Origin of the sequence: Streptomyces malaysiensis subsp. samsunensis, assembly GCF_024519315.1 — a bacterium.
GTDB lineage: Bacteria > Actinomycetota > Actinomycetes > Streptomycetales > Streptomycetaceae > Streptomyces > Streptomyces malaysiensis.
Window position 1 is genome coordinate 1 of the sequence record NZ_JANIIC010000028.1, and the last position, 22,036, is coordinate 22,036.

The 22,036-nt window shown below is 69.9% G+C and carries 24 protein-coding genes, 1 tRNA gene and 1 pseudogene; 10 read left to right on the plus strand and 16 right to left on the minus strand.

What is annotated here, in order from left to right; translation table 11 throughout:
* Positions 1-39: 39 nt before the first annotated feature.
* The 3 genes and pseudogenes from NQU54_RS49335 to NQU54_RS23230 form a co-directional block, all read right to left on the minus strand.
* Positions 40-225 (minus strand): hypothetical protein, encoded by a 186-nt coding sequence (locus NQU54_RS49335; RefSeq protein ID WP_306278979.1) that lies wholly within the window; start codon positions 223-225, stop codon positions 40-42.
* Entirely contained in the window at positions 225-503 is a 279-nt protein-coding gene (locus NQU54_RS50150) for a N,N-dimethylformamidase beta subunit family domain-containing protein (RefSeq protein WP_372506001.1), read from the minus strand. Before NQU54_RS50150 ends, NQU54_RS49335 begins: the two co-directional genes overlap by 1 nt.
* A pseudogene (locus tag NQU54_RS23230) lies at positions 464-1,618 on the minus strand (N,N-dimethylformamidase beta subunit family domain-containing protein); the annotation flags it as partial. The pseudogene NQU54_RS23230 and the gene NQU54_RS50150, both read right to left, overlap by 40 nt.
* On the opposite strand from NQU54_RS23230, the gene NQU54_RS23235 reads away from it, so the two are divergent.
* From NQU54_RS23235 to NQU54_RS23245, 3 genes are all read left to right on the plus strand, one after another.
* Positions 1,593-1,865, plus strand: coding sequence for a hypothetical protein (locus NQU54_RS23235; RefSeq protein ID WP_257632777.1), 273 nt, complete (start codon positions 1,593-1,595; stop codon positions 1,863-1,865). The pseudogene NQU54_RS23230 and the gene NQU54_RS23235 sit on opposite strands and share 26 nt — an antisense overlap.
* Positions 1,866-2,106: 241 nt before the next feature.
* On the plus strand, positions 2,107-2,859 hold the full coding sequence (locus NQU54_RS23240; RefSeq protein WP_257632778.1) for a Clp protease N-terminal domain-containing protein: 753 nt from the start codon (positions 2,107-2,109) through the stop codon (positions 2,857-2,859).
* Positions 2,860-3,045: 186 nt separating this feature from the next.
* Positions 3,046-3,423 (plus strand): MerR family transcriptional regulator, encoded by a 378-nt coding sequence (locus NQU54_RS23245; protein WP_257632779.1) that lies wholly within the window; start codon positions 3,046-3,048, stop codon positions 3,421-3,423.
* A 141-nt stretch (positions 3,424-3,564) separates the two neighbouring features.
* Here the strand turns inward: NQU54_RS23245 and NQU54_RS23250 are convergent, their stop codons facing one another.
* Positions 3,565-4,170 carry a TetR/AcrR family transcriptional regulator gene (locus tag NQU54_RS23250; protein ID WP_257632780.1) on the minus strand — a complete coding sequence of 202 codons (606 nt, stop codon included), beginning with the start codon at positions 4,168-4,170 and terminating at the stop codon, positions 3,565-3,567.
* A gap of 70 nt (positions 4,171-4,240) precedes the next feature.
* On the opposite strand from NQU54_RS23250, the gene NQU54_RS23255 reads away from it, so the two are divergent.
* A complete protein-coding gene (locus NQU54_RS23255) occupies positions 4,241-5,134 on the plus strand; it encodes an NADP-dependent oxidoreductase (RefSeq protein ID WP_257632781.1) in 894 nt (297 codons plus the stop codon).
* Between the two features lie 84 nt (positions 5,135-5,218).
* Here the strand turns inward: NQU54_RS23255 and NQU54_RS23260 are convergent, their stop codons facing one another.
* Together NQU54_RS23260 and map are read right to left on the minus strand one after the other, a co-directional pair.
* A complete protein-coding gene (locus tag NQU54_RS23260) occupies positions 5,219-5,836 on the minus strand; it encodes a C39 family peptidase (protein ID WP_257632782.1) in 618 nt (205 codons plus the stop codon).
* A gap of 132 nt (positions 5,837-5,968) precedes the next feature.
* Positions 5,969-6,751: a type I methionyl aminopeptidase gene (gene map, locus NQU54_RS23265; protein ID WP_257632783.1), complete on the minus strand. Its 783-nt coding sequence runs from the start codon at positions 6,749-6,751 to the stop codon at positions 5,969-5,971.
* 66 nt (positions 6,752-6,817) lie between these two features.
* Between map and NQU54_RS23270 the strand changes: the two genes are divergently transcribed.
* On the plus strand, positions 6,818-7,120 hold the full coding sequence (locus tag NQU54_RS23270; RefSeq protein ID WP_069863961.1) for a helix-turn-helix domain-containing protein: 303 nt from the start codon (positions 6,818-6,820) through the stop codon (positions 7,118-7,120).
* A gap of 3 nt (positions 7,121-7,123) precedes the next feature.
* On the opposite strand, the gene NQU54_RS23275 is transcribed toward NQU54_RS23270, so the two are convergent.
* From NQU54_RS23275 to NQU54_RS23285, 3 genes are all read right to left on the minus strand, one after another.
* Positions 7,124-8,026 (minus strand): helix-turn-helix domain-containing protein, encoded by a 903-nt coding sequence (locus tag NQU54_RS23275; protein ID WP_257632784.1) that lies wholly within the window; start codon positions 8,024-8,026, stop codon positions 7,124-7,126.
* A 198-nt stretch (positions 8,027-8,224) separates the two neighbouring features.
* Positions 8,225-9,193 (minus strand): SMP-30/gluconolactonase/LRE family protein, encoded by a 969-nt coding sequence (locus NQU54_RS23280; RefSeq protein WP_257632785.1) that lies wholly within the window; start codon positions 9,191-9,193, stop codon positions 8,225-8,227.
* Positions 9,194-9,424: 231 nt separating this feature from the next.
* Positions 9,425-10,021 carry a hypothetical protein gene (locus NQU54_RS23285; RefSeq protein WP_257632786.1) on the minus strand — a complete coding sequence of 199 codons (597 nt, stop codon included), beginning with the start codon at positions 10,019-10,021 and terminating at the stop codon, positions 9,425-9,427.
* Between the two features lie 239 nt (positions 10,022-10,260).
* On the opposite strand from NQU54_RS23285, the gene NQU54_RS23290 reads away from it, so the two are divergent.
* Genes NQU54_RS23290 through NQU54_RS23300 form a run of 3 tightly spaced genes read left to right on the plus strand, consistent with a single transcriptional unit; the run spans position 10,261 to position 11,899 of the window.
* Positions 10,261-10,521 carry a hypothetical protein gene (locus NQU54_RS23290; RefSeq protein ID WP_257632787.1) on the plus strand — a complete coding sequence of 87 codons (261 nt, stop codon included), beginning with the start codon at positions 10,261-10,263 and terminating at the stop codon, positions 10,519-10,521.
* Complete coding sequence (locus NQU54_RS23295) at positions 10,493-11,020, plus strand: DUF6879 family protein (RefSeq protein ID WP_257632788.1); 528 nt, start codon at positions 10,493-10,495, stop codon at positions 11,018-11,020. The genes NQU54_RS23290 and NQU54_RS23295 overlap by 29 nt, the downstream gene beginning before the upstream one ends.
* 24 nt (positions 11,021-11,044) lie before the next feature.
* On the plus strand, positions 11,045-11,899 hold the full coding sequence (locus tag NQU54_RS23300; protein WP_257632789.1) for a helix-turn-helix domain-containing protein: 855 nt from the start codon (positions 11,045-11,047) through the stop codon (positions 11,897-11,899).
* A gap of 107 nt (positions 11,900-12,006) precedes the next feature.
* Here NQU54_RS23300 and NQU54_RS23305 read toward each other — a convergent pair.
* From NQU54_RS23305 to NQU54_RS23320, 4 genes are all read right to left on the minus strand, one after another.
* Positions 12,007-12,079: transfer RNA gene (locus NQU54_RS23305), tRNA-His, on the minus strand.
* Positions 12,080-12,188: 109 nt separating this feature from the next.
* Positions 12,189-12,797, minus strand: a complete 609-nt coding sequence (orn, locus tag NQU54_RS23310) for an oligoribonuclease (RefSeq protein WP_257632790.1) — start codon at positions 12,795-12,797, stop codon at positions 12,189-12,191.
* Positions 12,798-12,802: 5 nt separating this feature from the next.
* Positions 12,803-14,134 carry a helix-turn-helix domain-containing protein gene (locus tag NQU54_RS23315; protein ID WP_257632791.1) on the minus strand — a complete coding sequence of 444 codons (1,332 nt, stop codon included), beginning with the start codon at positions 14,132-14,134 and terminating at the stop codon, positions 12,803-12,805.
* Between the two features lie 507 nt (positions 14,135-14,641).
* Positions 14,642-15,016, minus strand: coding sequence for a hypothetical protein (locus NQU54_RS23320; RefSeq protein ID WP_306278981.1), 375 nt, complete (start codon positions 15,014-15,016; stop codon positions 14,642-14,644).
* A gap of 499 nt (positions 15,017-15,515) precedes the next feature.
* Here NQU54_RS23320 and NQU54_RS23325 point away from each other — a divergent pair, with 499 nt between their 5' ends.
* The gene (locus tag NQU54_RS23325; RefSeq protein WP_257632792.1) at positions 15,516-16,037 is read left to right on the plus strand and encodes a universal stress protein; all 522 of its coding nucleotides are present in this window, start codon (positions 15,516-15,518) and stop codon (positions 16,035-16,037) included.
* Positions 16,038-16,640: 603 nt separating this feature from the next.
* Here the strand turns inward: NQU54_RS23325 and glmS are convergent.
* From glmS to NQU54_RS23340, 3 genes are all read right to left on the minus strand, one after another.
* Positions 16,641-18,473 carry a glutamine--fructose-6-phosphate transaminase (isomerizing) gene (gene glmS / locus NQU54_RS23330; RefSeq protein WP_257632793.1) on the minus strand — a complete coding sequence of 611 codons (1,833 nt, stop codon included), beginning with the start codon at positions 18,471-18,473 and terminating at the stop codon, positions 16,641-16,643.
* A gap of 90 nt (positions 18,474-18,563) precedes the next feature.
* Positions 18,564-18,839, minus strand: coding sequence for a hypothetical protein (locus tag NQU54_RS23335; RefSeq protein WP_055552634.1), 276 nt, complete (start codon positions 18,837-18,839; stop codon positions 18,564-18,566).
* Between the two features lie 89 nt (positions 18,840-18,928).
* Positions 18,929-19,837, minus strand: coding sequence for a DUF4429 domain-containing protein (locus NQU54_RS23340; protein ID WP_257632794.1), 909 nt, complete (start codon positions 19,835-19,837; stop codon positions 18,929-18,931).
* A 103-nt stretch (positions 19,838-19,940) separates the two neighbouring features.
* On the opposite strand from NQU54_RS23340, the gene NQU54_RS23345 reads away from it, so the two are divergent.
* Complete coding sequence (locus tag NQU54_RS23345; protein WP_257632795.1) at positions 19,941-21,590, plus strand: beta-N-acetylhexosaminidase; 1,650 nt, start codon at positions 19,941-19,943, stop codon at positions 21,588-21,590.
* Positions 21,591-22,036 lie beyond the last annotated feature (446 nt).

The following is a 22,036-nucleotide window of genomic DNA, read 5'->3' on the forward strand; positions in this document are numbered from 1 at the left end:
CCCGCCGGGGGGGCCCCCGGGGCGGGGGCCCCCCGCCGCTCACGCGCGTTCGGTCCGTGCCCCGACCCCGTACACCGCGCGCACATTGTCCTTCGGCCGCGGCTTGTTCCTGCCACAGGGCCCCGCCGCGAAGGCGCGCAGCAGATTCTCCGTGGTGCGGGAGACGAAGGCCCTGGTGCGTGCGTCCATCCCATGGTTGCGGCCGTTCTCATGGGTCCCCGCCATCAGGGCCTCCACCCAGCGCATCGTCCCCGAGGCGAAGACCCCGGCGCCGCTCGCCACCGTGTAGTACGCGGAGTCCGAGTGGCTGTGCCGCCCCCGGCAGACCAGGGGGAGTGGGCGATGATCCGCAGCGGCGCCGGGGTGGGATCGCCCGGAGTGACCCGGTCGTACTCCACACCCACCAGATGGTCGAAGGAGTCGCCGTCGTCCACCCCGGTCCCGGCGAACAGCCAGTGGCCGCTGTCCAGGACGACGTACGGGGCGTCGGTCGGGAAGCCCACCGGCGGAAGCAGGTGTTGGCGCCGAGGATGGCCGGATTGGTGCCGTCGTCCCGGGGCCGGGTGACGTACTGCCGCTGCTGCGGGGTCCAGTACTCGTCGTGACCGAGCGACAGGGTGGCCGAGGCGCCCTTCAGCACCGCCGGTTGCAGATGGACGTCCACGCCCGTGGTGTACGCGAGCGGAAGGCCCAGCCGCTCGGCGAGTACCACCACGGCCCGCTCGTAGACCAGGAGCTTCTCCGCCCCGCTGCTCGCGTACGGCCGGTCGAAGCTGACGGCCAGCGAGCGCGTCCCGTACGCACCGTCCCGGCCCTGGTAGAGGCTGTAGCCGCCCCAGGTGTTGTACGCCTGCCAGGTGGCCGGTGCGTGCATCAGCAGGGTCCGGCCCCGCGCCTGCCGTGAGCGGACGATCAGCGGTACGTAGCGCTGATGGCCGTTCGAGGCGTCCAGCCGCAGCAGATACGCGCCCTCCGGCCAGTTCCGGGCGCGGACCCGGAGCGAACGGTCCCAGTCGGCCCGCACCGTGCGGGTGGTGTCGAGGAACAGGGGCGCGCTCTGCTTTCTGCCGTCCACCCGGCCCGACCGCCACACCAGCCGCGCCTGCGCCCCGCCGTACCAGCCGATCCGGTAGGCCGATACGCGGAAGGCGGGGGCGGTGGTCGACACATGGAGCCCGAACTCCCCGTCGGGCAGCACGCTCACCCGGTCGGTATAGCCCTCGATGGCGTCGGGCGGCCCCGCCGAGCGGATGCGCCAGTCGGCACTTCCCGGCCGGGCGCGCTCCGCCTCCTCCGCCCGGCGCGCGGCGTCGGCGCGACGGGAGGGGTGGGCGCGCGGGCCGTTCCGCTCGGCCGAGGAGTCGCAGCCCGTCGCGGCCACCCCGGCGGCCCCGGCACCTGCCGCCGCGGCGGCTCCGAGGAAGCCCCGGCGGCCCATCCCGCCGGCTATCGGGCCATGTTCTCCGTCCACCGGGCCATCGTGGGCCGCGCCGCGGGCGCGGGCGAGCCGGTGCGGTCCGGCGGAGTGCCCGGCCGCGCGGCCCGGCGGCTCCGAGGTGCGGTGAGGGGGTGTGGGGAGCAGCCTTGGACATATGACCGAATCCCAGGCCCCGCGCATCCACTGGCCTCCGATCGTGGTGCTCGGCGTCCAGCACGACGAGCCCCCGTTCCGGCTGGTCGAGATCGCCGGTGAGCTGGCGGGCAAGGCGTATTCGGTCCTGGACGTCATCGAGATCGCCCGTGAGGTCGGCCTGGACGACGTCGATCTGGACGATCCGGATGTGGTCCGGTGGGTGGGCGGCGACAAGTTCACCTGGACTTCGTTCTGGCCCCCGCATCAGTCGCGCTCCGGGCACCGGGGCTAAGCGGATCGGCGGAAGTCGGCTGCGGTTCGGTGGCGCCCCGAAGGGGCGCGGGGCCGTGTCGATCTGCGGCTCCGCCGCGCGGGCGCGACCAGCCACGACGGCGCCGTAGACGATCGACGGCAGGTCGGGGCACTTCCAGCTAAGCGCTTAGGTGGTGCCCGCACCGCCAGGTGGTTCCCGCACCGGATTCACTGTCAACCCGACGTTGACAGTCGCGAGGGTGTCAACCTATGGTTGACGCATGACGAAACCAGTCGGATCCACCCATCCCGTGCGTCTCGACGATCTGATCGAGGCCATCAAGAAGGTCCACACCGACGCCCTCGATCAGCTCGCCGACGCGGTGATCGCCGCCGAGCACCTCGATGAGGTGGCCGACCATCTCATCGGCCACTTCGTGGACCAGGCCCGCCGCTCCGGCGCCTCCTGGACGGACATCGGCGCGTCCATGGGGGTCACGCGGCAGGCCGCCCAGAAGCGCTTCGTGCCCAAGGCGTCCGAGGTGATCCAGGACCTCGACCCCAGCCAGGGCTTCGGCCGCTACACCCCCCGCGCCCGCAATGTGGTGGTGGCGTCCCAGAACGAGGCCCGCGCCGCCTCCAGCGCCGAGATCGGCCCCGCACACCTCGTCCTCGGCCTCCTCGCGGAGCCCGAGGGCCTGGCCGCGAAGGCGATCCTCGCCCAGGAGGGCGTCCTCCTGGACACCGTCCGGCAGGCCGCCACCGAGGCCCTGCCGCCCGCGGCCGAGTCCTTGCCCGCCCTGATCCCGTTCGACGCGGACGCCCGCAAGGTCCTGGAGCTCACCTTCCGCGAGGCGCTCCGCCTGGGCCACAACTACGTCGGCACCGAGCACATCCTGCTCGCCCTCCTCGAACACGAGGACGGCTCGGGCGTGCTCACCGGGGTCGGCCTCGACAAGGCCGGTGTCGAGGAGTCCATCACCAAGACGCTGGCCCGAATCGCGGAGGCCATCGAGGACGAGCAGCAGTCGTAACCGGGCGGCGGCCGCAACCGAGCGGCGAAGGAAACCTGGCGGCGGCACCGGAAACCGGACGGCAGGGGCCCTGGTCACCCGGCAGGGCCCCTGCCCCGCCGAACCCCGGCTCGCATCGCCGCGCTCGACTACCTTGAAATACTCTGAAAACCATCCTTGACGTCAGAGGCAGAGGTAGGAGTCACGGTGCGCATCGGCGAACTCGCCGCCCAGACCGGCGTCAGCGTACGGGCGCTGCGCTACTACGAAGAGCAGCACCTGCTCACCTCGGAGCGCAGCCCCAGCGGCCAGCGCCACTACCCGGACGCCGCGGTCGACCGCGTCCTGCTGATCCAGTGCCTCTACGCCTCGGGCCTGTCGAGCAAGACCATCCGGGAGCTCATCCCCTGCACCCACACCGGTGTCGCCACTCCCGACACCATCAACCGTCTGACCGCCGAACGCGACCGCATGAACGACCGGATCGCCGACCTGGCCATGGCCCGTGACCGCCTCGAGGCCGTCATCGCGGCGGCCAGTGGCACGGTCAGCTGCGAACCGGTCTGCGTTCCGCAGAGCGCTTGACGTCACGGCGAAGCCACCGTGAAGTCACCGCGCCGGAGCGCTGCCGGCCGTCGCGGGGGTGAGTCCCGGCCACGGCTTTGACCACGGCCCTGGCCACGGCCCTGACTACGGCCCTGACTACGCTCCTGGCCACGGCCCTGACTACGGTCCGGCCGTGCCGGTGGCGGTTCCGGAGAGGCGGGTGACGGCCCAGGCCGCCTCGATCATCCGGAAGATCTCGTCGAGCGCGGTCTCCGGATCGGCCGCCTCCCGGGCCACCGCATAGGCGTCGATCACGAATCTCGCGATCGCCCGGCAGGCCGTCGTGTCCTGTGGCAGGCCGGGGTCGGCGGTGATGGCCGCTGCAAGCGATTCCGCATGGCGCAGCCTCATCGACTCCTCGTACTCCCGCAGGGCGGGTGATTCCTCGACCATGCGCCAGATCGGGGTGGCGCTGTCCGCCGTGCAATGTCGCACCAGGGCCTGGACCTCATGGCGCAGCGCGGGGATGAGCGGCTCGTGCGGCGCCCGGTCGGTGACCGCCTGAGTGAGGCGGTGCTCGAAGTCCTCGTCCTGCTCGAACACCAGGGCCTCTTTCGAGGCGAAGTGGGAGAAGAGCGTGGTGACGGCCACGTCGGCCTCGGCGGCCACGTCCCGGATGCCCACCGCGTCGTATCCGCGCTCCAGGAAGAGCCGCAGGGCGGTGTCGGCGATCTTCTGGCGGGTCGCGGCCTTCTTGCGCTCACGGCGTCCGGACGGCACGGTCATGCCCTGACGCTATCAGATACAAATCTGGAACCGTCTTTAAAACCTAACCGTTAGTGTTACGGTCGGCTGCATGAAGAGAGTGAGCTTCGCCGAATTCGGCGGTCCGGACGTTCTGCAACTCGTGGACGCCGAGGAGCCCCACGCGGGCCCCGGCCAGATACGCATCGCCGTGCGGGCGGCGGGTGTGAACCCCGTCGACTGGAGGATCCGGGAAGGCCAGATCCTGAAGGCCCATCCGATCGAGCTGCCCGCCGGAGTCGGGCTGGACGCCTCCGGGGTGGTGGACGAGATCGGTGCGGGCGTCGAAGGGGTCGAGGTCGGCGACCATGTATTCGGCGAAGGCTTCAGTACCTATGCCGAGTTCGCCGTGCTGTCGGCCTGGGCCCGTATGCCCGAGGGGCTGACGTTCGAAGAGGCGGCCGGGTACCCCTCCGTGGTGGAGACCGCGCTGCGTATCATCCGCGAGGTCGGTGTGCGGCCCGGGGAGACGCTGCTGGTCAGCGGGGCGTCCGGGGGAGTCGGATCGGCGGTTTTGCAGATCGCCCGCGATCGCGGCATCACGGTGATCGGCACGGCCGGGGCCGCGAACCAGGACTATCTGCGGAGCCTTGGTGCCCTCGCCACGGCGTACGGCGAGGGCTGGGTCGAGCGGGTGCGGCGGCTCGGCCATGTCGACGCGGCCCTCGATCTGGCCGGCTCGGGCGTGATTCCCGAACTCGTCGAGCTGACCGGGGATCCGCGGAAGGTGATCTCCATCGCCGATCTCGGCGCGCCGGAGCTCGGTGTCCGATTCTCCGGCGTGGCCGGGAGCGTGCCGGAAGCGCTCGCCGAGGCCACCGGCCTCATCGCGCGGGGCAAGCTCCATATCCCGGTCGAGAAGTCGTACCCGTTGGCCGAGGCCGCGGCGGCGCATATCGACAGCGCCGCGGGTCATACACGCGGGCGCCGGGTCATCGTCGTCTGAGGGCCGGCCGCGCGTCGTCCTCGAGCGGAATCGAGGACGACGCCGGTACGCCCGTGTTGGCCATCGGCCCGTCAGGGCGCCGCCTCACTCGCCGATGATCACGCCCCTGCGCGCGTAGAAGGTGTCGAGGTGTTCCCACGCGACCGTGGCGTACTCCTGGGAGTCGCCCGGCAGACCTGACGGGTTGTGAATGATGACGCCTTCCTCACCGGCGCCGACGGCAAGCACCAGATGCCCTCCTTTGCCTGGAGGAGGGAGTTCAGGCGTCCGGATCGTAGGGTGGACGGACAGCAGCGCCAGGCGTCCGCTCGCGATGGCCGCGGGGATCCGCTCCGGCGGCAGGTCGGGGACCGACCGGGCGTCCAGCCCCCACCGTGCCTTCACATGCTCGGCGAAGGGCTGGTAGATCAACCCCCGTACCGTGTCCCCGTTACGGACGTAGGCCCCGGCCTCGCTCAGCTCCCGCACCAGCGGCACGGACGGCGGGACCTGGTGTCCCCAGAAGGCCAGCACCATCCGCAGGCACGCCACACCGCACATCCGCCGGGCCCAAAACGCGTACTCATGCGGATTGTCCGCGCCGGACTTCTGCCACAGCGGGTCATCGCCCGCGTCCAGGCCGGCGAGGAACTCCGGGACCAGGGACGCCGATTCCCATTGGGAGTAGTAGGGAACGGAGTGCCGGGTGGTTGAGACATCCATGCGCCCCAGTCTTGCCTACGGCACGTACACCGGTTTGGCGAACGCGGTCCGCACGAGATGCCGCGTCAGCATGCGGCGCTCAGCGCGCAGTGCTTGGAAGCGCTTGGAGAAACGAACGCGGGGGCTCCGGCCTCACGGCTGCGTCTGCTTCGGCAGGGTGAGGATTTCGGCTCCGTCGTCGGTGATGGCGATCGTGTGCTCGCTGTGGGCCGTCCGGCAGCCTGTCGCGCTGCGGAGGGTCCACCCGTCGGCATCGGTGACCAGTTGAGCGGTGTCCGCCATGACCCATGGCTCCAGGGCCAGCAGCAGCCCAGGGCGCAGTTTGTATCCACGGCCGGGCCGTCCGGTGTTCGAAACGTGCGGGTCCTGGTGCATCGTCGACCCGATGCCATGACCGCCGAATTCGGTGTTGATCGGGTACCCCGCCTCGCTGAGGACCGTGCCGATGGCATGGGAGATATCGCCGATGCGGGCCCCGGGGCCGGCGGCGGCGATCCCCGCGGCCAGCGCGCGCTCGGTCGCGCCGATCATCGCGACGCTCTCCGGGGGCCTGGCGTCGCCCACGATGAAGCTGATGGCGGCGTCCGCGGCGACTCCGCCCAGGGAGACGGCGAGGTCGAGCGTCAGCAGATCGCCGTCGGCGAGTGAGTAGTCGTACGGCCGACCGTGGAGCACCGCGTCGTTGACGGCGGTGCAGATGTAGTGGCCGAACGGGCCGCGTCCGAAGGACGGCGCGTAGTCGACGTAGCAGGACTGCGCTCCCGCTTCGACGATCATGGTCTTGGCCCACCGGTCGATGTCGAGGAGATTGGTGCCGATCGTGCTGCGGCCCTTCAGCGTGTGCAGGATGTCGGCGACCAGGGCGCCGGTGTCCTTGGCTCGGGCCAGCCGGGTGTGGTTCAGGATCTCGATCATGCGGCGTCTTCCTCATGCGACCAATAATTATACCGGCCATACTATACCGGTACTAGAATCGGGGTCATGGTCAGGTTGCCGCTCACTCCCGCAGAGGTCGAACGCGGACAGCGTCTCGGCGCCCTCCTCCGTCGGGCCAGGGGAGAGCGCTCGATGCTCGAAACCGCGCTCGACGCACGTGTCTCACCGGAGACCCTCCGGAAGATCGAGTCGGGCCGTGTCGCCACCCCTGCCTTCCCGACCATCGCGGCGATCGCCGATGTCCTCGGCCTCTCCCTCGACGCGGTGTGGGCCGAGATCAACCAGCCCGAATGTGGCGTCGCGCCGGCCGACTCCGGCCGCACCGCGCATGAGCAGTTGACCTCGTAAGCCTCAATCCCGCAGCGGTGTCGGAGGCGTCGGCGAGAGGGAAAGCGGGGGCGCCGGCGGCGCGGTCCGGGCGGCGGCAATGCGCAAGTACTCCAGTTTTTCCTCGTCCGTGGTGCCCGGCTCCGCCGTATAGGTCACGATCCGCACATCGTGGTCAGGCACCTTCAGCACATCGTTGTCGAGGCTTATCTCCCCTACGAGAGGATGCTGGAGGCGTTTGTGGCCACCCAGACGTGAGCCGAGCGCCGGGGTGCTCCACAGGGCTCGGAACTCTTCGCTTTCGCTCATGGCCTCACCCATCAGAACTCTGAATTCCTCATCATGGGGATACGCTCCGTGCGTGATCCGAAGGTCTGCGACGAGAGCGGCTTTGAATTCTGTGGTGCTCTGCTCCATGAGAAAGAGCGGATGGCCCGCGTCCGATGGCTTCTTGAACACCGCGCGTACCAGGTTTCGTTCTTCCGGCGGTCGAAGGGACGGGTCACCCAGCAGGGCCGCCCACATGGATGTCCATGTCAGCAGGGTCCATGAGGCGGAGAACACCCCCACCGGAATGTTCCCCCAGCGGCTGACGAGCCGTTGTACACCAGGCGGCAGCTGATGCGGGATGTTTTGGGGCGTCGGCGGAAGAAGCCCGGCCACCAGATGAAAGTGACAGGTCTCATTCGTACTCAGGCGCAGCGCGCGGGCGAGTGAGGCCACGACGTCTCGAGATGGGCGCAGGGCCCGGCCCTGTTCAAGACGCAGAAGGTAATCCGTGGATATCCCGGCCAGAGAGGCGAGTTCTTCGCGGCGCAAACCGGCGGTGCGTCGCCGTCGGGTGGCCGGCAGCCCAACGTCTTCAGTCGTGATCCGGGCACGCCATGCGCGCAGTGTGTTACCCAGTGAGTTCTCTGGACGGCTCATGTCCCCATTGTCACCGACCCCACGGTCGATAGCATGGTACTGCCGTTCCTGGGATAAAGTTCCTGGGATAAATGGGGCGACTGATCTGCCGGCCGCGGATACTCCCGCGTCGACCGCCGGGGAGCGGGCTGCCGTGGGGAGGCTCCGCCCGAGCGGCGGAGCCTGTCGATCGGCCTGAATGGCGAATCCGCTGCCGCCCTAGCCGCGGTGGCCGAGATGGGCCGTCAGCAGATTCGCATCCCCGCCTGTGGTGAGCGCACCGCTGGCGACGTAGACCGTGTCGCCGTCGACCGCCACCGATGTGGTGTTCTGTAGGCCATCGCTCTCATCGAGGACGATACGGTCGGCCTTGCCCGGAGTGATGAGGACCACCTTGTTCGGGATATTGAGCGCGGCCAGCAGCTGATCGCCGCGACCGGTGAAGGCGAAATCATCGACACTGTCGAGTCCGGATGCCTTGACCTGATGGGGGCCGGCTGTTCCCTTGTCCGTCAGCGGTATACGAAGGATCGTTCCCCGATCGATGTTGGAAACCCATACGGCTCCGTTGTGCACCTTCACGCCATTGGCGCCGAAGAAATGAACCGGGGCGAGATCCTCTCCCGCGGCCCAGAGCTCGGCGGTTCCGCCGTGCGGCCCGACCTGCCAAACCCTTCCCTGTGTGGAGTCGGTGATGTAGAAATCCCCCGTACGGTCGTCCCTGGCAAGTCCGTTGAGAAAACTCGCGGTCGGCAGAGCGGCGACGCGCTCCGGCTTGCCTCCCGGGCGCAGTTTCCATAGACCGGTGAGGTGTTCGTCTCCGGCCGAATAGAGGAAGTAAAGGGTTCCATCTCCAGTTCGTTCGATCCCCGTCACGGCGGCGAACCCGGTCCCGGGTGTGTTCACGCCCCCATCCGCGGGGAGGGGCATGGTTGCCAATACCTCAACCCGTCCGCCAAGCGTGACGTGAGCCACCTGCCGCGACAGAATGAGGCCGACATCCGCCGACCCATTCGGTCGCACGACGACGCTTTCCGCCACCTGCCCGGCCGGACGGTCGAAATGGGCGACGATCCGCGGATGCGAGAGGGGCGGTGCGGCCGCCTCAGCCGTTGACGAAACCGCGGTAAATCCGATCACCGCGCCGGCGGTGGCCACCGCCAGGCGGAAGGGAAGGTGTTTCGGCATGGTCGCCTCCGAGAGTGATGCGCTTCATAACGGTCAGGCCACTGCGGCAAGCGGGATGAAAAGGGGCAGCGGATATTCCCCCAGATCTCCCGGTCAGCCACGAACTGGCCCGCAAGAAGCAGCATCAGCGCATCCGCGTGGCTCAGCCAGTACCCCGCTTATCTCTGGAACCGCAGGACCACGATGTCCGGCAGGACCAATGCTGTTGGGTTCTTGGCCTCGTCGGGGTCGTCATCGGGAGCTGCCCCGTTCGAGGGCGCGGCGCATGGCGGCGACCTGGGCCACTGTGTCGTGCGGGTGGTCCCGGGCGTGGGTGGGGCAGGCGTAGGTGGTCGTGGCGGCGACGCTGCCGGTGTGTTCGACGGTGATGGGGATCGGTTCGTCGGTGGGGAGTTGGCAGCGATGGCAGAGCTGGCGGCCGTCCGGTGCCGGGCCGAGGACGTCGTCGAGGGCCTGGCGCAGGGCGTGGGCCAGATGATGGGTGCCGGTCAGATACCGGTCGGGGCCGAGGGGGATGCGCCAGTGGGTCCGGTGCTCGGGTCCCCAGGAGACGGGCGGTACGCCGAGGAGGGTGCCTTCGTCGGCGAGTGCGGTGAGGACGCGGATCTGGCGCATGCACCAGCTGCGGGCGGTATCGATGCCGATCAGCCAGTACGTCGTGCCGTAGGTGTCGTCCTGGATCACGGCTCCGGACCGGCCGCCGAGCAGTTCCAGGGCGCGGTCGGCGACGCGAGTGGGCGCGGAGATGGCGTCCCACCATTCGCCCACCGGTAAGAGCTCGACGTCCTCGGCGTTCGGCGGTGCCCACGGCAGGGCTCGGGTCGTCATGGTCGGCTCCGTGCTCATCAGATAGCGGCTCCCGAAACGGCCGAGGCTCCGCCGCCTCGTCGGGGGTTTGTCGTGCTCGCCGACGCTACGAGCCTGAACAACGTCGATACCAGCAGTGTGCAGATCTGTGCAGAACATCCCCCTGTTGAGGGACGTCGACGCTTCGTACCCTTGGCCTCAGCGCTCTGTGGAGGTGACGTTATTGCAGAAAGCTGCACACCACGTTGGTGGAGGTAGTCATGGCCCTACTGTTCATCGGGATCGACCCGAACACCGGCGACGACGAGAGCCCTACGGTCTGGGTCGATGAGGAAAGGCACGAACTCGTCTTTCAGGGATGGAAGCCGAGCCCAGAACTCCAAGCCGAATGCGCGGCGTTCGACATCCCCGGTCACGCGAAGGGGATCCCGGCGCACGAGGCTGTCATCCGTATTCCGGCCAGGATGGTGCACATGATCAGGGAGGCATGCGATGCCGTCGAGCGCACCGACGTTCACTGAACTGATGGCGGGGTGCACCCGCTCGGCCGTGCACCTGGAGATGCGTGACGTCTACTCGGTCGACAGCGAGCGGCAGCAGTTCGAGGCGTGGCGACAGGGTTTCCGCCATGACCCGGCAGACCGGGCGTCCTGGTGGCGGCCATGGCTGGACCTGATCCAGGACACCGTTGCCCGCGGCGTCGTCGTACGCCGCGCGCGGATTGTGTCTGAGCCGGTCAGCGAATACATCCGCTTCGAGCACTCCGGCACCTTCACCAACATCGCGGCAGGCGAACAAGTGCGCTGGCTCCCACGTCGGCGCGCCTCGGATATCGCTCTGCCCGGCAATGACTTCTGGCTCTTCGACGGCCGAGTCATTCGGTGGAACCACTTCACTGGCGACGGCGGGTCGTCGGGCCAGGACCTCTCGGACGATCCCGCCGCCGCCAAACTGTGCGCCGCCGCATTTGAAGAGGCATGGGCCAGAGCCGTCCCGCACGAGCAGTACGAGATCCACTAGTAGAAAGCATCGGTAGGCCAGCTCATGCCCGTCTCCCCCTCCTCGTCCGCCCAGGCCGCTCGCGAGGCCGTCGCCGGACGCCTGCGCGACCTCCGCAAGGAGGCAAGACTGACGATCACCGAGCTGGCAAACCGGTGCGGCTTGCACCACTCCAAGACGTCCCGCATCGAGAATGCGATCACCGGTCCCACGGCCAACGACATCCGCCAGTGGTGCGCTGCCCTCGGAACACAGTCCCAGGCACAGGACATCGTCGTGCAATCGGTGAACGCCGAGTCGATGTACAGGGAGTGGCGCCACCAGATCCGCAGGGGTCTGACAGAGTTGCAGGAGAACACCGGCAAGCTCTTCCGCGCCACGAACCGTTTCCGCGTGTACTCGTCTACGCTCGTCCCCGGCCTGCTTCAGACCGAGGGTTACGCGACCAGCGTCCTCGGGGCGGCAGCCCGCTTCCGTGAACTCCCTGTTGACGACAGCACCGAGGCCGCGCGTGCCCGGGTCGACCGCTCGCGAGTCATCCACGACCCCGGCCGCCGGTTTGCCCTACTCATCGAAGAGTCCGTCCTGCACTGCCAGATCGCCGACGCCGACGCGATGGCGGCGCAGCTCGGCTACCTCCTCACCGCCGGCGCGATCCCCACGGTGTCCCTGGGCATCATCCCGGCGGCCGCGCACCAGCGCTCCCAGTGGCCACGCGAGACCTTCCACGTGTATGACGACAAGCTCGTGTCCGTGGAGCTGGTGTCCGCGAGGGTACGGATCACCCAGCCCTCCGAGATCGCCCTGTACCTGAAGGCGTTCGAGCAACTGCGTGGCATGGCCGTGTACGGGGCCGAGGCGCGGGCGTTGATCCTTAAGGCCATCGAGGCCCTGCACTGACCTCGGGCACGACAAAGGATCGGCGGATCGCGTTCGACGGCGACAAAGCCGTGTGCACCAAAGAGGCCGCCGACCCATTTGTGCAGGTCAGCGGCCTCTTGGAGGAGGGTGAGTAACGGGACTCGAACCCGCGACATCCTGGACCACAACCAGGTGCTCTACCAGCTGAGCTATACCCACCATGACCGGCGCTTCCGCACCGGCCGAGAAAAAGTGTACAGGGTCCGGAGGGGTGCTCGCTCCCGGCTTTCGGGGAGTCGGGAGCGAGCACCGGGACGGCGGATACGGGTCAGGCGGACCGGGCGGGCAGGACGTGCTTGGCCGCGATCGACTTCGCCGTGTCCGAGTCCGGGCCGGGCGCCGGGACGAAGATCGCTTCCCGGTAGTAGCGCAGCTCGGCGATGGACTCGTGGATGTCCGCGAGCGCTCGGTGGTTGCCGTTCTTCTTGGGGCTGTTGAAGTAGGCCCGCGGGTACCAGCGGCGGGCCAGCTCCTTGATCGAGGAGACGTCGACGATCCGGTAGTGGAGGTAGCTCTCGAGCGTCGGCATGTCCCGCAGGAGGAAGCCGCGGTCGGTGCCGACCGAGTTTCCGCACAGCGGGGCCTTGCCGGCCTCGGGGACGTGCTCGCGGATGTAGCCCAGGACCTGGTCCTGGGCCTCCTCGAGCGTCGTCCCGCCCTCGAGCTCGGCGAGCAGGCCGGAGGTGGTGTGCATATCGCGCACCACCTCGACCATGGTGACCAGCGCTTCCGCGGGGGGCCGGACAACGATGTCCACTCCGTCGCCCAGGATGTTCAGCTCGGAGTCCGTGACCAGCGCGGCCACCTCGATAAGCGCGTCGTTCGCCAGCGAGAGCCCGGTCATCTCGCAGTCGATCCACACCATGCGATCGTTCATACGTCTCACCCTACGGGGCGTTCCCGCTGGCCGGGCAGGGTTGGACGGCCTGGGGCGCGGCCCGCGGCCTGTTCGGGCAGGCGTGGGGCGTAGGCGTCCGACTCCGGTTTGCCAGGTTCCGGATGCGGAGCGTGATGGTGGTGCGGAGGGTGCCCCGAGTGACCGGTGGGACCGCCGGGCGCGCCCGGCCGCCGCAGCGGCAGGGCATGGTCGCCCGTACGGGGCTCGATCACCTCGGCGCGGTCGGGCCGGTCGGCCCGCTCCAGCCGCTCCAGCCGCTCCAGGCGGTCGGGGCGGTCCGGACGGTCCGCAGGCCCGCCCTGGGGCCTGCGGGCGCGGTACGCGGCCCGGTAGGCGGCCGGGGAGGACCCCAGCTGCCGCCGGAAGTGCCCGCGCAGCGCGACCGGCGAGCGGAAGCCGCAGCGGCCGGCGACCTCGTCGACCGAGTAGTCGGAGGTCTCCAGGAGCCGCTGCGCCTGAAGCACCCGCTGGGTGATCAGCCACTGGAGTGGAGCGCTCCCAGTGAGCGAGCGGAACCTGCGGTCGAAGGTTCTGCGGCTCATATAGGCGCGGGCGGCCAGGGCCTCGACGTCGAACTGCTCGTGCAGATGCTCGAGCGCCCACGCCACGACCTCGGCGAGCGGATCCGCTCCGATCTCCTCTGGTAATGACCTGTCCAGATAGCGCTCCTGCCCTCCGCTGCGGCGCGGTGGGACGACCAGGCGCCGGGCGAGGGCGCCGGCGGCGTCCGCGCCGTGGTCGGTGCGCACGATGTGCAGGCACAGGTCGATCCCGGCGGCGGTGCCCGCCGAGGTCAGTACGTCACCGTCGTCGACGAAGAGCTCTCGGGGGTCCACATGGACCGACGGGTAGCGCTTGGCGAGCGTCGGCGCGTACATCCAATGGGTGGTCGCCGGGCGGCCGTCCAGCAGCCCGGCGGCGGCCAGTACGAAGGCCCCGGTGCACAGGCCCACGATCCGCGCGCCCTCCTCGTGCGCGCGGCGCAGCGCGTCGAGCGCGGCGGCCGGTGGCGGCTGGGTTATCGACCGCCAGGCCGGTACGACGACGGTGCCGGCCCGGGAGAGTGCCTCCAGGCCGTATGGTGCGGTCAGTTCCAGTCCGCCAGTCGTTCGCAGTGGCACATCTTCGCCCGCGCACACCAGCAGTCGGTACCGAGGGACTCCGGCGTCCTGCCGGTCGATACCGAAGACGGAGAGCGGGATGGAGCTTTCGAAGATGGGGCCGCCGCTGAACAGCAGCACCGCGACGATTTCTCGTCGCCGGCGTCCGGAGAGCTTGCGCGAGGTCTCCGGTACGGTCGTGGAGTCCTGGCTCATGGCACTAAGCCCCCCTCGGTGGTCGCGTCCTCTCGGTCCTGCACGTTTCCCCTCGGTCCTGAACGGTTCCCCCGCCGGTCATGGCCAAGATCGAATCTACTGTGTCGCGTGTGGTCGCCGTGACCAGTTCACCACCCGCCACTATGTCGACATGACAACTTGGCGCGAAGCATTCGATCACGAAGCGTTGCACTCGTAGCCCTCGCTGTGAAGTACGCCTTGTGCGGACACCCACTTCCCGTAGGGGGTACATGCCTCGCGGACCCCTTTCCACGCTGGCCGGACGGGGGTTGAGCACGGTGTTTGCCAAGGGAAGAAGTGTGGCCGGAAGTTGGCTGAAAACAAGCGGGCGCAGACGTACGGATGCGTCATACGACCGGCGTACCTCACCCTCGTACTTCCGTGGACTTGAGCGGTTCTCCAGCGAGGCTCCATCAGCGCTGAGTGCGCGGAGCATCACGCACCGCGTCCCCGGTTCCGGGTCGCGGTCCGGTTCGTTGTCATGTCTCAGACGCGGTGGCCGCCCCGGTGCGCGCCGATCCCCGTACGGCCGTGACGGCCCCGGTGCGGGCTCACGCCGTCCGCGTCCAGCCGGGCCGCGGTGCGCTCGGAATGGCGCAGCAGGGCGTGGCTGGCGGCCGTCACGGCGGCCAGGCCCGCGGCGGCTCCCAGGGCGGCGCCGAAGGGCAGTCCGCACAGGAGCAGGACGACGGGGACCACGGCACAGCTGAAGCCCGCCCAGCGGATCACCTCGCTCACCGCGTCGCTAGCGGGGGCCTGGACCGGGGCTCGAGCGGGGCTCGGAATGTGGGGCCGTCCGGGTGCCCCGGCCCCGCCGCAGGGGGTGCCGCCGGGGGCGTCGTACTCGCGGGCGACGGGCACGGGCAGGGTTCCTCTCGAACAGCCGGCGAGGTGTCGGCAGGGATTCCGCGCAGGGGCGGCGAAGGGGCGGCGGGCGGTGGATCCGGGCAGGTGAGCGCGTCGGGCCGGGGATGCCGCAACCGGTGCCGCTACTACAACGCCCGGCCCGCTCCCAGGTCACTGCCGGGCGGCCGCACGGCCCACCGCGGCGGCCCGGCCCGGCCGGGCTCCGGGCCCGGCCCCGGGCCGATGGGGGACCACTTGGGGCATTGCGTTACGGGCCGCCCTCCGGCATGCTCCGGGGAACGCTTCGGGCGGCTCCGCTCCCGTGGCTACCTCTGGGCAGGTGGTGAATGCCGCCGTACCCTTGGGGGTAAGGGCTTGGAAAGATGAATCCCGGACGGATTTCGACCGCTCGAGGCCGTCCGCCGAGCTCCAGCGGAGCTCAAGTCCCCCGACGACCCCCAACCTGAGCCCCCGCCGATCCCTCCGCACGAGGACATCCTTCGCCGAGACACCGATGGCCGGTCACGAAATCCCCGAACCCGCGGACCGCAAGCGGGTCGCCGATCATATGGCGCACCCCGAAGCGGCGGAAGAAACACGTCATTCCTGCGATCCAGCGTTCCAGCACGGTGTTGTGGTGGGATTCGACGGTTCCACGTCGAGCGAACGCGCCCTCGCCTACGCCATCGGCATGGCCCGGCGCTCAGGCTCAGGACTGATCATCGTCCATGTGGCCAACCGGCTGCCGACGACGGTCTGGGCGGGCTGTGAGCCGCCGGTCTTCGTCGATGTCCCCGATCACCGCACCGAGGTGCTGGGGCTCGAGTTGGCCTGCGCCGACCATCTCGCCGAGGTGCCCTGGATCCTCGTCGAACGCGGCGGGGACATCTGCCATGAGCTGGAGGAGGTCGGCCGGGAGTACGCGGCCGACGCCATCGTGGTGGGCTCCACGCACGGGCTGGTGGGGCGGATCTTCGGCTCGGTCGCGGGGCGGCTCGCACGGCGGGCGCAGCGGCCCGTCATCGTCATCCCCTGAGCGTTCCCGAGTCTCCTGAGCGTCGCCCCGAGATCCCTTGAGCGTCCGTGAGTCGTCCCTGGGTGTCGGCAGGGCTGATCCCGACCGCCCCGGAGCCGTTCCGAGCGTCCCCGAACCGCCCCTGAGCGGCTCCGAGTCCTCCCCCGGTCTTGCCGGGTCGCCGGGGCTCAATCGTGTCCTTGCGGGCCGTCCTGGGTCCTTCTGAGCCCTTCTGAGCTCTCCCGTGGCCCCTCGGGCCTCCCGCGCCCCGCGCCCCGGCGCCTCCGACCCAAGCGCATTGTTGATTCCAAAACCTCTGCCGTCGGCGCGACTTCATGGGGCGCCTGGAACCGGACACCTTCAACTCCCGTTGACCGCAGACGAGATGGCGTCAAGTTCATCTTGACAACGGTCGAACCTACCCGTGCGTAGAGGTGGATTGTGCGTTTGTGAGGGGTACAAACCGTTCAATCGTGCTGTCGCGCGGGAAGTGACGGTTCCCGCGCGGCGGCCAGCCGTCGGCGTGATAGGACGACGCCGGCGAAGGGGAGGCGGCCCCCGCGTGCGTGGTGGCACACGCGGGGGACCGCCGAGTGGTCCGCCGAGGTCGCGGGCGGTGCGGCCCTATTCGACCGTCACCGACTTGGCGAGGTTGCGGGGCTTGTCGATGTCCCGGCCGAGCGCCAGCGCCGTGTGGTAGGCGAGCAGTTGGAGCGGGATGCCCATGAGGATCGGGTCGAGTTCGACCTCGTTGCGGGGTACCACGATCGTGTGGTCCGCCTTCTCCTGCTCCCGGTGGGCGACGGCCAGGATCCGGCCGCTGCGGGCCTTGATCTCCTCCAGCGTCGCGCGGTTCTTCTCCAGCAGGTCGTCGTCGGGCAGGACCGCCACGGTCGGCACCTCGGGCTCGATCAGCGCGAGCGGCCCGTGCTTGAGCTCGGAGGCCGGGTACGCCTCGGCGTGTACGTAGGAGACCTCCTTCAGCTTCAGGGACGCCTCGCGCGCCACCGGATAGCCGCGGACCCGTCCGACGAACATCATGCTCTTTGCGTTCGCATATTCCCCGGCGAGCTTTTTGATCTCCTCCTCGCCGCGCAGCACCTCGGCGATCTGCTCGGGCAGCTTGCGCAGCCCGGCGATGATCCGCTTGCCGTCGGCCACCGAGAGATCGCGGATCCGGCCCAGGTGCAGGGCGAGCAGCGCGAAGGCGACGGCGGTGTTGGTGAAGCACTTGGTGGAGACGACGCACACCTCAGGACCCGCGTGGACGTACACTCCGCCGTCCGTCTCCCGGGCGATCGCGCTGCCCACCACGTTGACGACGCCCAGCACCCGCGCGCCCTTGCGCTTGAGCTCCTGGACGGCCGCCAGGGTGTCGTAGGTCTCGCCGGACTGGCTGACCGCGATGTAGAGGGTGTCCGGGTCCACGACCGGGTTGCGGTACCGGAACTCGCTCGCGGGCTCCGCGTCCGCCGGGATCCGGGCCAGCTCCTCGATCAGCTGGGCCCCGATCAGGCCCGTGTGGTACGCCGAACCACAGCCGAGGATCTTGACCCGGCGCACCCCGCGCGCCTCGCGGGCGTCCAGGTTGAGCCCGCCCAGATGGACGGTGGAGAAGCGGTCGTCGATCCGGCCGCGCAGCACCCGGTCCACGGCGTCGACCTGCTCGTGGATCTCCTTGTGCATATAGGTGTCGTGGCCGCCCATGTCGTACGACTCGGCCTCCCACTCCACGGTGGTGGGGGAGGTGGAGGTGCGGCTGCCCTCGGTGGTGTAGGTGCGGTAGTCGTCGGCCTTGAGGGTGGCCATCTCGCCGTCGTCCAGGGTGACCACCTGGCGGGTGTGGCTGACCAGCGCGGCGACGTCCGACGCGACGAACATCTCCTTCTCGCCGATGCCCAGCACCACCGGTGAGCCGTTGCGGGCGACGACGATGCGGTCCGGGAAGTCGGCGTGCAGTACGGCGATCCCGTAGGTGCCCTCGACCAGCGCGAGTGCGTGGCGGACCTTCTCCTCCAGGGTGGGCGCCTGGGAGCGGCCGATGAGATGGGCGAGCGCCTCGGAGTCGGTCTCGGAGACCAGCTCCACACCGTCGGCGGCCAGCTTGGCGCGCAGATCGGCGGCGTTGTCGATGATGCCGTTGTGGACGACGGCGACCTTGCCGTCCGCGTCCAGATGCGGATGCGCGTTGGTGTCATTGGGCGCGCCGTGGGTGGCCCAGCGGGTGTGGGCGATCCCGGTGGTGCCGGCGAACCGCTTGGGAAGCCTGGCCTCCAGCTCGCGGACCCGGCCCTTGGCCTTGGCGGTCTTCAGCCCGGCGCTCTGGGTGCCCTTGGCGGGCTTGCCCTGGATGGCGATGCCCGCGGAGTCATAGCCGCGGTACTCCAGGCGCTGGAGCCCCTCCAGCAGCAGCGGTGCCACATCGCGTTTCCCGATGTATCCGACGATTCCGCACATGGTGTTCAGGCCCTCCCATTGGATCGCTCGTGCGTGCTCGTGCTCGTGTCCGGCGGCGGCCCTCTGGGCGGGCGCCGCGGACCGGCGCCGTCAGCCGTAGACGATGCGGCGCAGCTGGCGCAGCGAGAGTTCGGGCGGGGCCACCGCGCGGTACGGCAGCTCGGCCGTGATCCGCTCGAAGATGTCCGCGTTGGTCAGCCCGCCGGACTGAAGCTCGCGGTGGCGGCGCCGGACGAACTCCTCCGTCGTCTCGTCGAAGTACGCCAGCACGTCCAGCACCACCCGGGCCGCCTCGCCGCGGCTGAGCGGCGTACTGCGGACCAGGTGGTCGATAAGGTCATCGTGGGACATACGGCGGTCGAGCATCCGTTGATACTGCGGTGCGGCGAGGTGTTTTGCAACATTCCTGCCCGATATCGGGCAGGAGCTGGGCTTGGTGGCGGAGAATCCGCGGCTCAGGCGCCGGAGAAGCGGCGGAGCACCGCCTGTTTGGCGGTGCTGAACTCCTCCTCGGTGAGGATCCCGCTCCGGTGGAGATCGCCGAGCTCCCGCAGTCGCCGCAGCAGGGCGTCATGATCCACATCACTCTCATCGCCCCCGGCAGGCGGGGTGTCCGCGGGCGGCTCGGGGGCGGTGGCCTGGGCGGGGAGCGCCTTCGCCGGGGCGCCCGGATGCGGCATCCGCGCCACCACGGCCGCCGCGATCAGCGCCATCAGCGGGTCCTTCTTGAAGCCGTACAGCACCACGGCGTGCGGGTCGTACTTGGGCGCGGCCGTCGCCGTGGCCTTCGCCACGATGAAGCGGAGGTAGCCGTTCTCCAGTCCGGCGGCCGGGACCCACTCCACCATCTCCACATCCGGCAGCAGGATGCTGCGGGGGCCGCCCGACTTCTTCGACTCCTCGGTCTTCCAGTTCCAGTCCAGCCGGACCCGCTCACCGTCGAAGGACGCCGTGGCGTCGCCCGCCGAAGCCGAGATCGGCACCGAGGGGCCGGGCAGCACATAGCGGTCACAGGGGCCGGGCGGCACCTGCTCCAGGGTCAGGGCCCGGCGCACCTCGTCGACCAGATACTCGGCGAGGTCCCTGCGCTCCGGTTCCACCGAGAGCTGATACGGATCGGCGGCGTCCGGCAGCTTGCCGCCGGTGGCCTGGAGCAGCGGGTCCGCCCCCTCGCGAAGGCGCAGCCTCAGCCGGCCCGACTTCCGCCCCGGCTCATAGGCCACACCGGCCAAGGCCGTCAGGGGGACGGTCAGTTCGCCGAGCGTCTGCCGTACGGCATGCACGCCGCGGTCGCGCCCCGGGACGATCCGGAGCGCTTCCCCGTCAAAGCTCCAGGCGCCGTCGCGCTGGGTGATTTCCGCCATGCGGTGAATTCTGACAGCCCCACGGCGACACATTGGTCTACACCTTGACCGCAACTGACCCTCGCGGTACCCAAGATGCCACGTTTCGTTGAAGGGACCCCCTGTGCGACGACGCCGTGCTCGACTTCTGTGTTCCCTGCTGCTGACCGTGGCCGCCGGGGCGGGGACCGCGGCCTCCTCCGCCTCCGCTTCTCCGGCTTCTCCGGCTTCTCCGGCTCCTCCCGCGTCGGCCGCGGCTGACGCGGCCGCCCCGATCCCGCTGGACCGGGTGGTGCCCGCGCCCGCGTCCGTACGGCCCGTGGAGGGCTCGTACGCGATCAGCCCGGACACCCGCATCCGGGTGTCCGGCTCCGACCGCTCGGCACGACCGGCGCGTCGGGTGGGCGACTATCTGGCGGGCCTGCTGCGCCCCTCAACCGCCTATCGACTGCCCGTCACCACCCGGTCGGGCGACGACGGCATCCGGCTGCGGCTGACGCCCGATGCCGCCGGGGCGCGAAAGCTGGGCGAGGAGGGCTATCGGCTGAAGGTGACCGGGCGCGCGATCACCCTCAGCGCGCGGAGCTCCGCGGGGCTGTTCCACGGCGTCCAGACGCTGCGGCAGCTGCTGCCCACCTCCGTCGAGCGCACCACCCGGCAGGCGGGCCCCTGGCGGGTCTCCCGTGGCACCATCACCGATGTGCCGCGCTACGCCTGGCGGGGCGCGATGCTCGATGTCTCCCGGCACTTCTTCGGCGTGGACAAGGTCAAGCGCTATATCGACCAGCTGGCCCTCTACAAGATCAACACGCTGCATCTGCACCTCTCGGACGACCAGGGGTGGCGGATCGCGATCGACTCCTGGCCGCGGCTGACCACGTACGGCGGCTCCACCCAGGTCGGGGGCGGGCCCGGCGGGTACTACACCAAGGACGACTACCGCGAGATCGTGAGCTACGCGGCGAGCCGTGAACTGACCGTCGTCCCCGAGATCGACATGCCGGGCCACACCAACGCGGCCCTCGCCTCCTACGCGGAGCTCAACTGCGACGGCGTCGCCCCGCCGCTCTACACCGGCACCGAGGTCGGCTTCAGCTCGCTGTGCGTGCCGAAGGAGGTGACCTACGACTTCGTGGACGATGTCATCCGCGAGCTCGCCGCGCTCACCCCCGGCCCCTACCTCCACATCGGCGGGGACGAGGCCCACTCCACCAGCCATGAGGACTATGTGGCCTTCATGGACCGGGTGCAGCCGGTCGTCGCCAAGTACGGCAAGACGGTGGTCGGCTGGCACCAGCTGACCGGCGCGCATCCCGCGAAGGGCGCGATCGCCCAGTACTGGGGGACGGACGGAAGCGAGAAGGAGGTCGCGGAGGCGGCCAAGGCGGGCACCCGGCTGGTCCTCTCACCGGCCAACCGCGCCTATCTGGACATGAAGTACGACGCCAACACGCCGCTGGGGCAGAGCTGGGCCGGGTACGTCGAGGCGAAGCAGTCCTACGACTGGGACCCGGGCACGTACATCAAGGACGCCCCGGCGTCCTCGGTGCTCGGGGTCGAGGCGCCGCTGTGGACGGAGACCCTGGAGACCAGCTCGCATATCGAGTACATGGCCTTCCCGCGCCTCCCCGGCATCGCTGAGCTCGGCTGGGCACCCGCGAGCGCGCACAACTGGGACGAGTACAAGGTGCGGGTGGCGGCGCAGGGTCCCCGCTGGGACGCGCTGGGGATCGAGTACTACCACTCCCCGCAGATCCCCTGGCCCAACGACTGAGCCTCTCCGGGGGCGTCGGGCCTTGGGCCCCGGGGCCCCGGCCCCCGGGCCCCCGGGCTTCGGGCCCCCGGCCCCGGGCCGCCCTCGGGCCTTGGGCCCCGGTCTCCGGGCTCCGGGCCTCGGGCCCCCGGTCTCCGGGCTCCGGGCCTCGGGCCCCCGGTCTCCGGGCTCCGGGCCTCGGGCCCCCGGTCTCCGGGCTCCGGGCCTTGGCCCCCGGGCTTCGGCCCCTGGCCCCGGGTCTTGGGCCGCCGGGCTCCGGCCCTCGGGCTCCGGGCCTCGGGCCTCGGGCCCTGGGCCCACGGCCGGGGCGCTCGCCGAGCACCCCACCGGCTCCCTCGCGGCGGCCCCGCCGCCGTCCCCCTCCGGGCCTCGCGCCTTGGGCTCCGGGCCTCGGGGCCGCCCTCGGGCCTTGGGCCCCGGCCCCGGGCTTCGGGCCTGGCGGATTG

Coding starts and splice junctions, on each gene's coding strand:
- orn (WP_257632790.1), bottom strand. CDS start 12,797: ATGAACGATCGCATGGTGTGGATCGACTGCGAGATGACCGGGCTCTCG.
- NQU54_RS23315 (WP_257632791.1), bottom strand. CDS start 14,134: ATGAGCCAGGACTCCACGACCGTACCGGAGACCTCGCGCAAGCTCTCC.
- glmS (WP_257632793.1), bottom strand. CDS start 18,473: ATGTGCGGAATCGTCGGATACATCGGGAAACGCGATGTGGCACCGCTG.
- NQU54_RS23335 (WP_055552634.1), bottom strand. CDS start 18,839: ATGCTCGACCGCCGTATGTCCCACGATGACCTTATCGACCACCTGGTC.
- NQU54_RS23255 (WP_257632781.1), top strand. CDS start 4,241: ATGAAGAGAGTGAGCTTCGCCGAATTCGGCGGTCCGGACGTTCTGCAA.
- NQU54_RS23295 (WP_257632788.1), top strand. CDS start 10,493: ATGCCGTCGAGCGCACCGACGTTCACTGAACTGATGGCGGGGTGCACC.
- NQU54_RS49335 (WP_306278979.1), bottom strand. CDS start 225: ATGGCGGGGACCCATGAGAACGGCCGCAACCATGGGATGGACGCACGC.
- NQU54_RS23260 (WP_257632782.1), bottom strand. CDS start 5,836: ATGGATGTCTCAACCACCCGGCACTCCGTTCCCTACTACTCCCAATGG.
- NQU54_RS23300 (WP_257632789.1), top strand. CDS start 11,045: ATGCCCGTCTCCCCCTCCTCGTCCGCCCAGGCCGCTCGCGAGGCCGTC.
- NQU54_RS23340 (WP_257632794.1), bottom strand. CDS start 19,837: ATGGCGGAAATCACCCAGCGCGACGGCGCCTGGAGCTTTGACGGGGAA.
- NQU54_RS23275 (WP_257632784.1), bottom strand. CDS start 8,026: ATGAGCCGTCCAGAGAACTCACTGGGTAACACACTGCGCGCATGGCGT.
- NQU54_RS23285 (WP_257632786.1), bottom strand. CDS start 10,021: ATGACGACCCGAGCCCTGCCGTGGGCACCGCCGAACGCCGAGGACGTC.
- NQU54_RS23235 (WP_257632777.1), top strand. CDS start 1,593: ATGACCGAATCCCAGGCCCCGCGCATCCACTGGCCTCCGATCGTGGTG.
- NQU54_RS23270 (WP_069863961.1), top strand. CDS start 6,818: ATGGTCAGGTTGCCGCTCACTCCCGCAGAGGTCGAACGCGGACAGCGT.
- map (WP_257632783.1), bottom strand. CDS start 6,751: ATGATCGAGATCCTGAACCACACCCGGCTGGCCCGAGCCAAGGACACC.
- NQU54_RS23250 (WP_257632780.1), bottom strand. CDS start 4,170: ATGACCGTGCCGTCCGGACGCCGTGAGCGCAAGAAGGCCGCGACCCGC.
- NQU54_RS23240 (WP_257632778.1), top strand. CDS start 2,107: ATGACGAAACCAGTCGGATCCACCCATCCCGTGCGTCTCGACGATCTG.
- NQU54_RS23290 (WP_257632787.1), top strand. CDS start 10,261: ATGGCCCTACTGTTCATCGGGATCGACCCGAACACCGGCGACGACGAG.
- NQU54_RS23280 (WP_257632785.1), bottom strand. CDS start 9,193: ATGCCGAAACACCTTCCCTTCCGCCTGGCGGTGGCCACCGCCGGCGCG.
- NQU54_RS23325 (WP_257632792.1), top strand. CDS start 15,516: ATGGCCGGTCACGAAATCCCCGAACCCGCGGACCGCAAGCGGGTCGCC.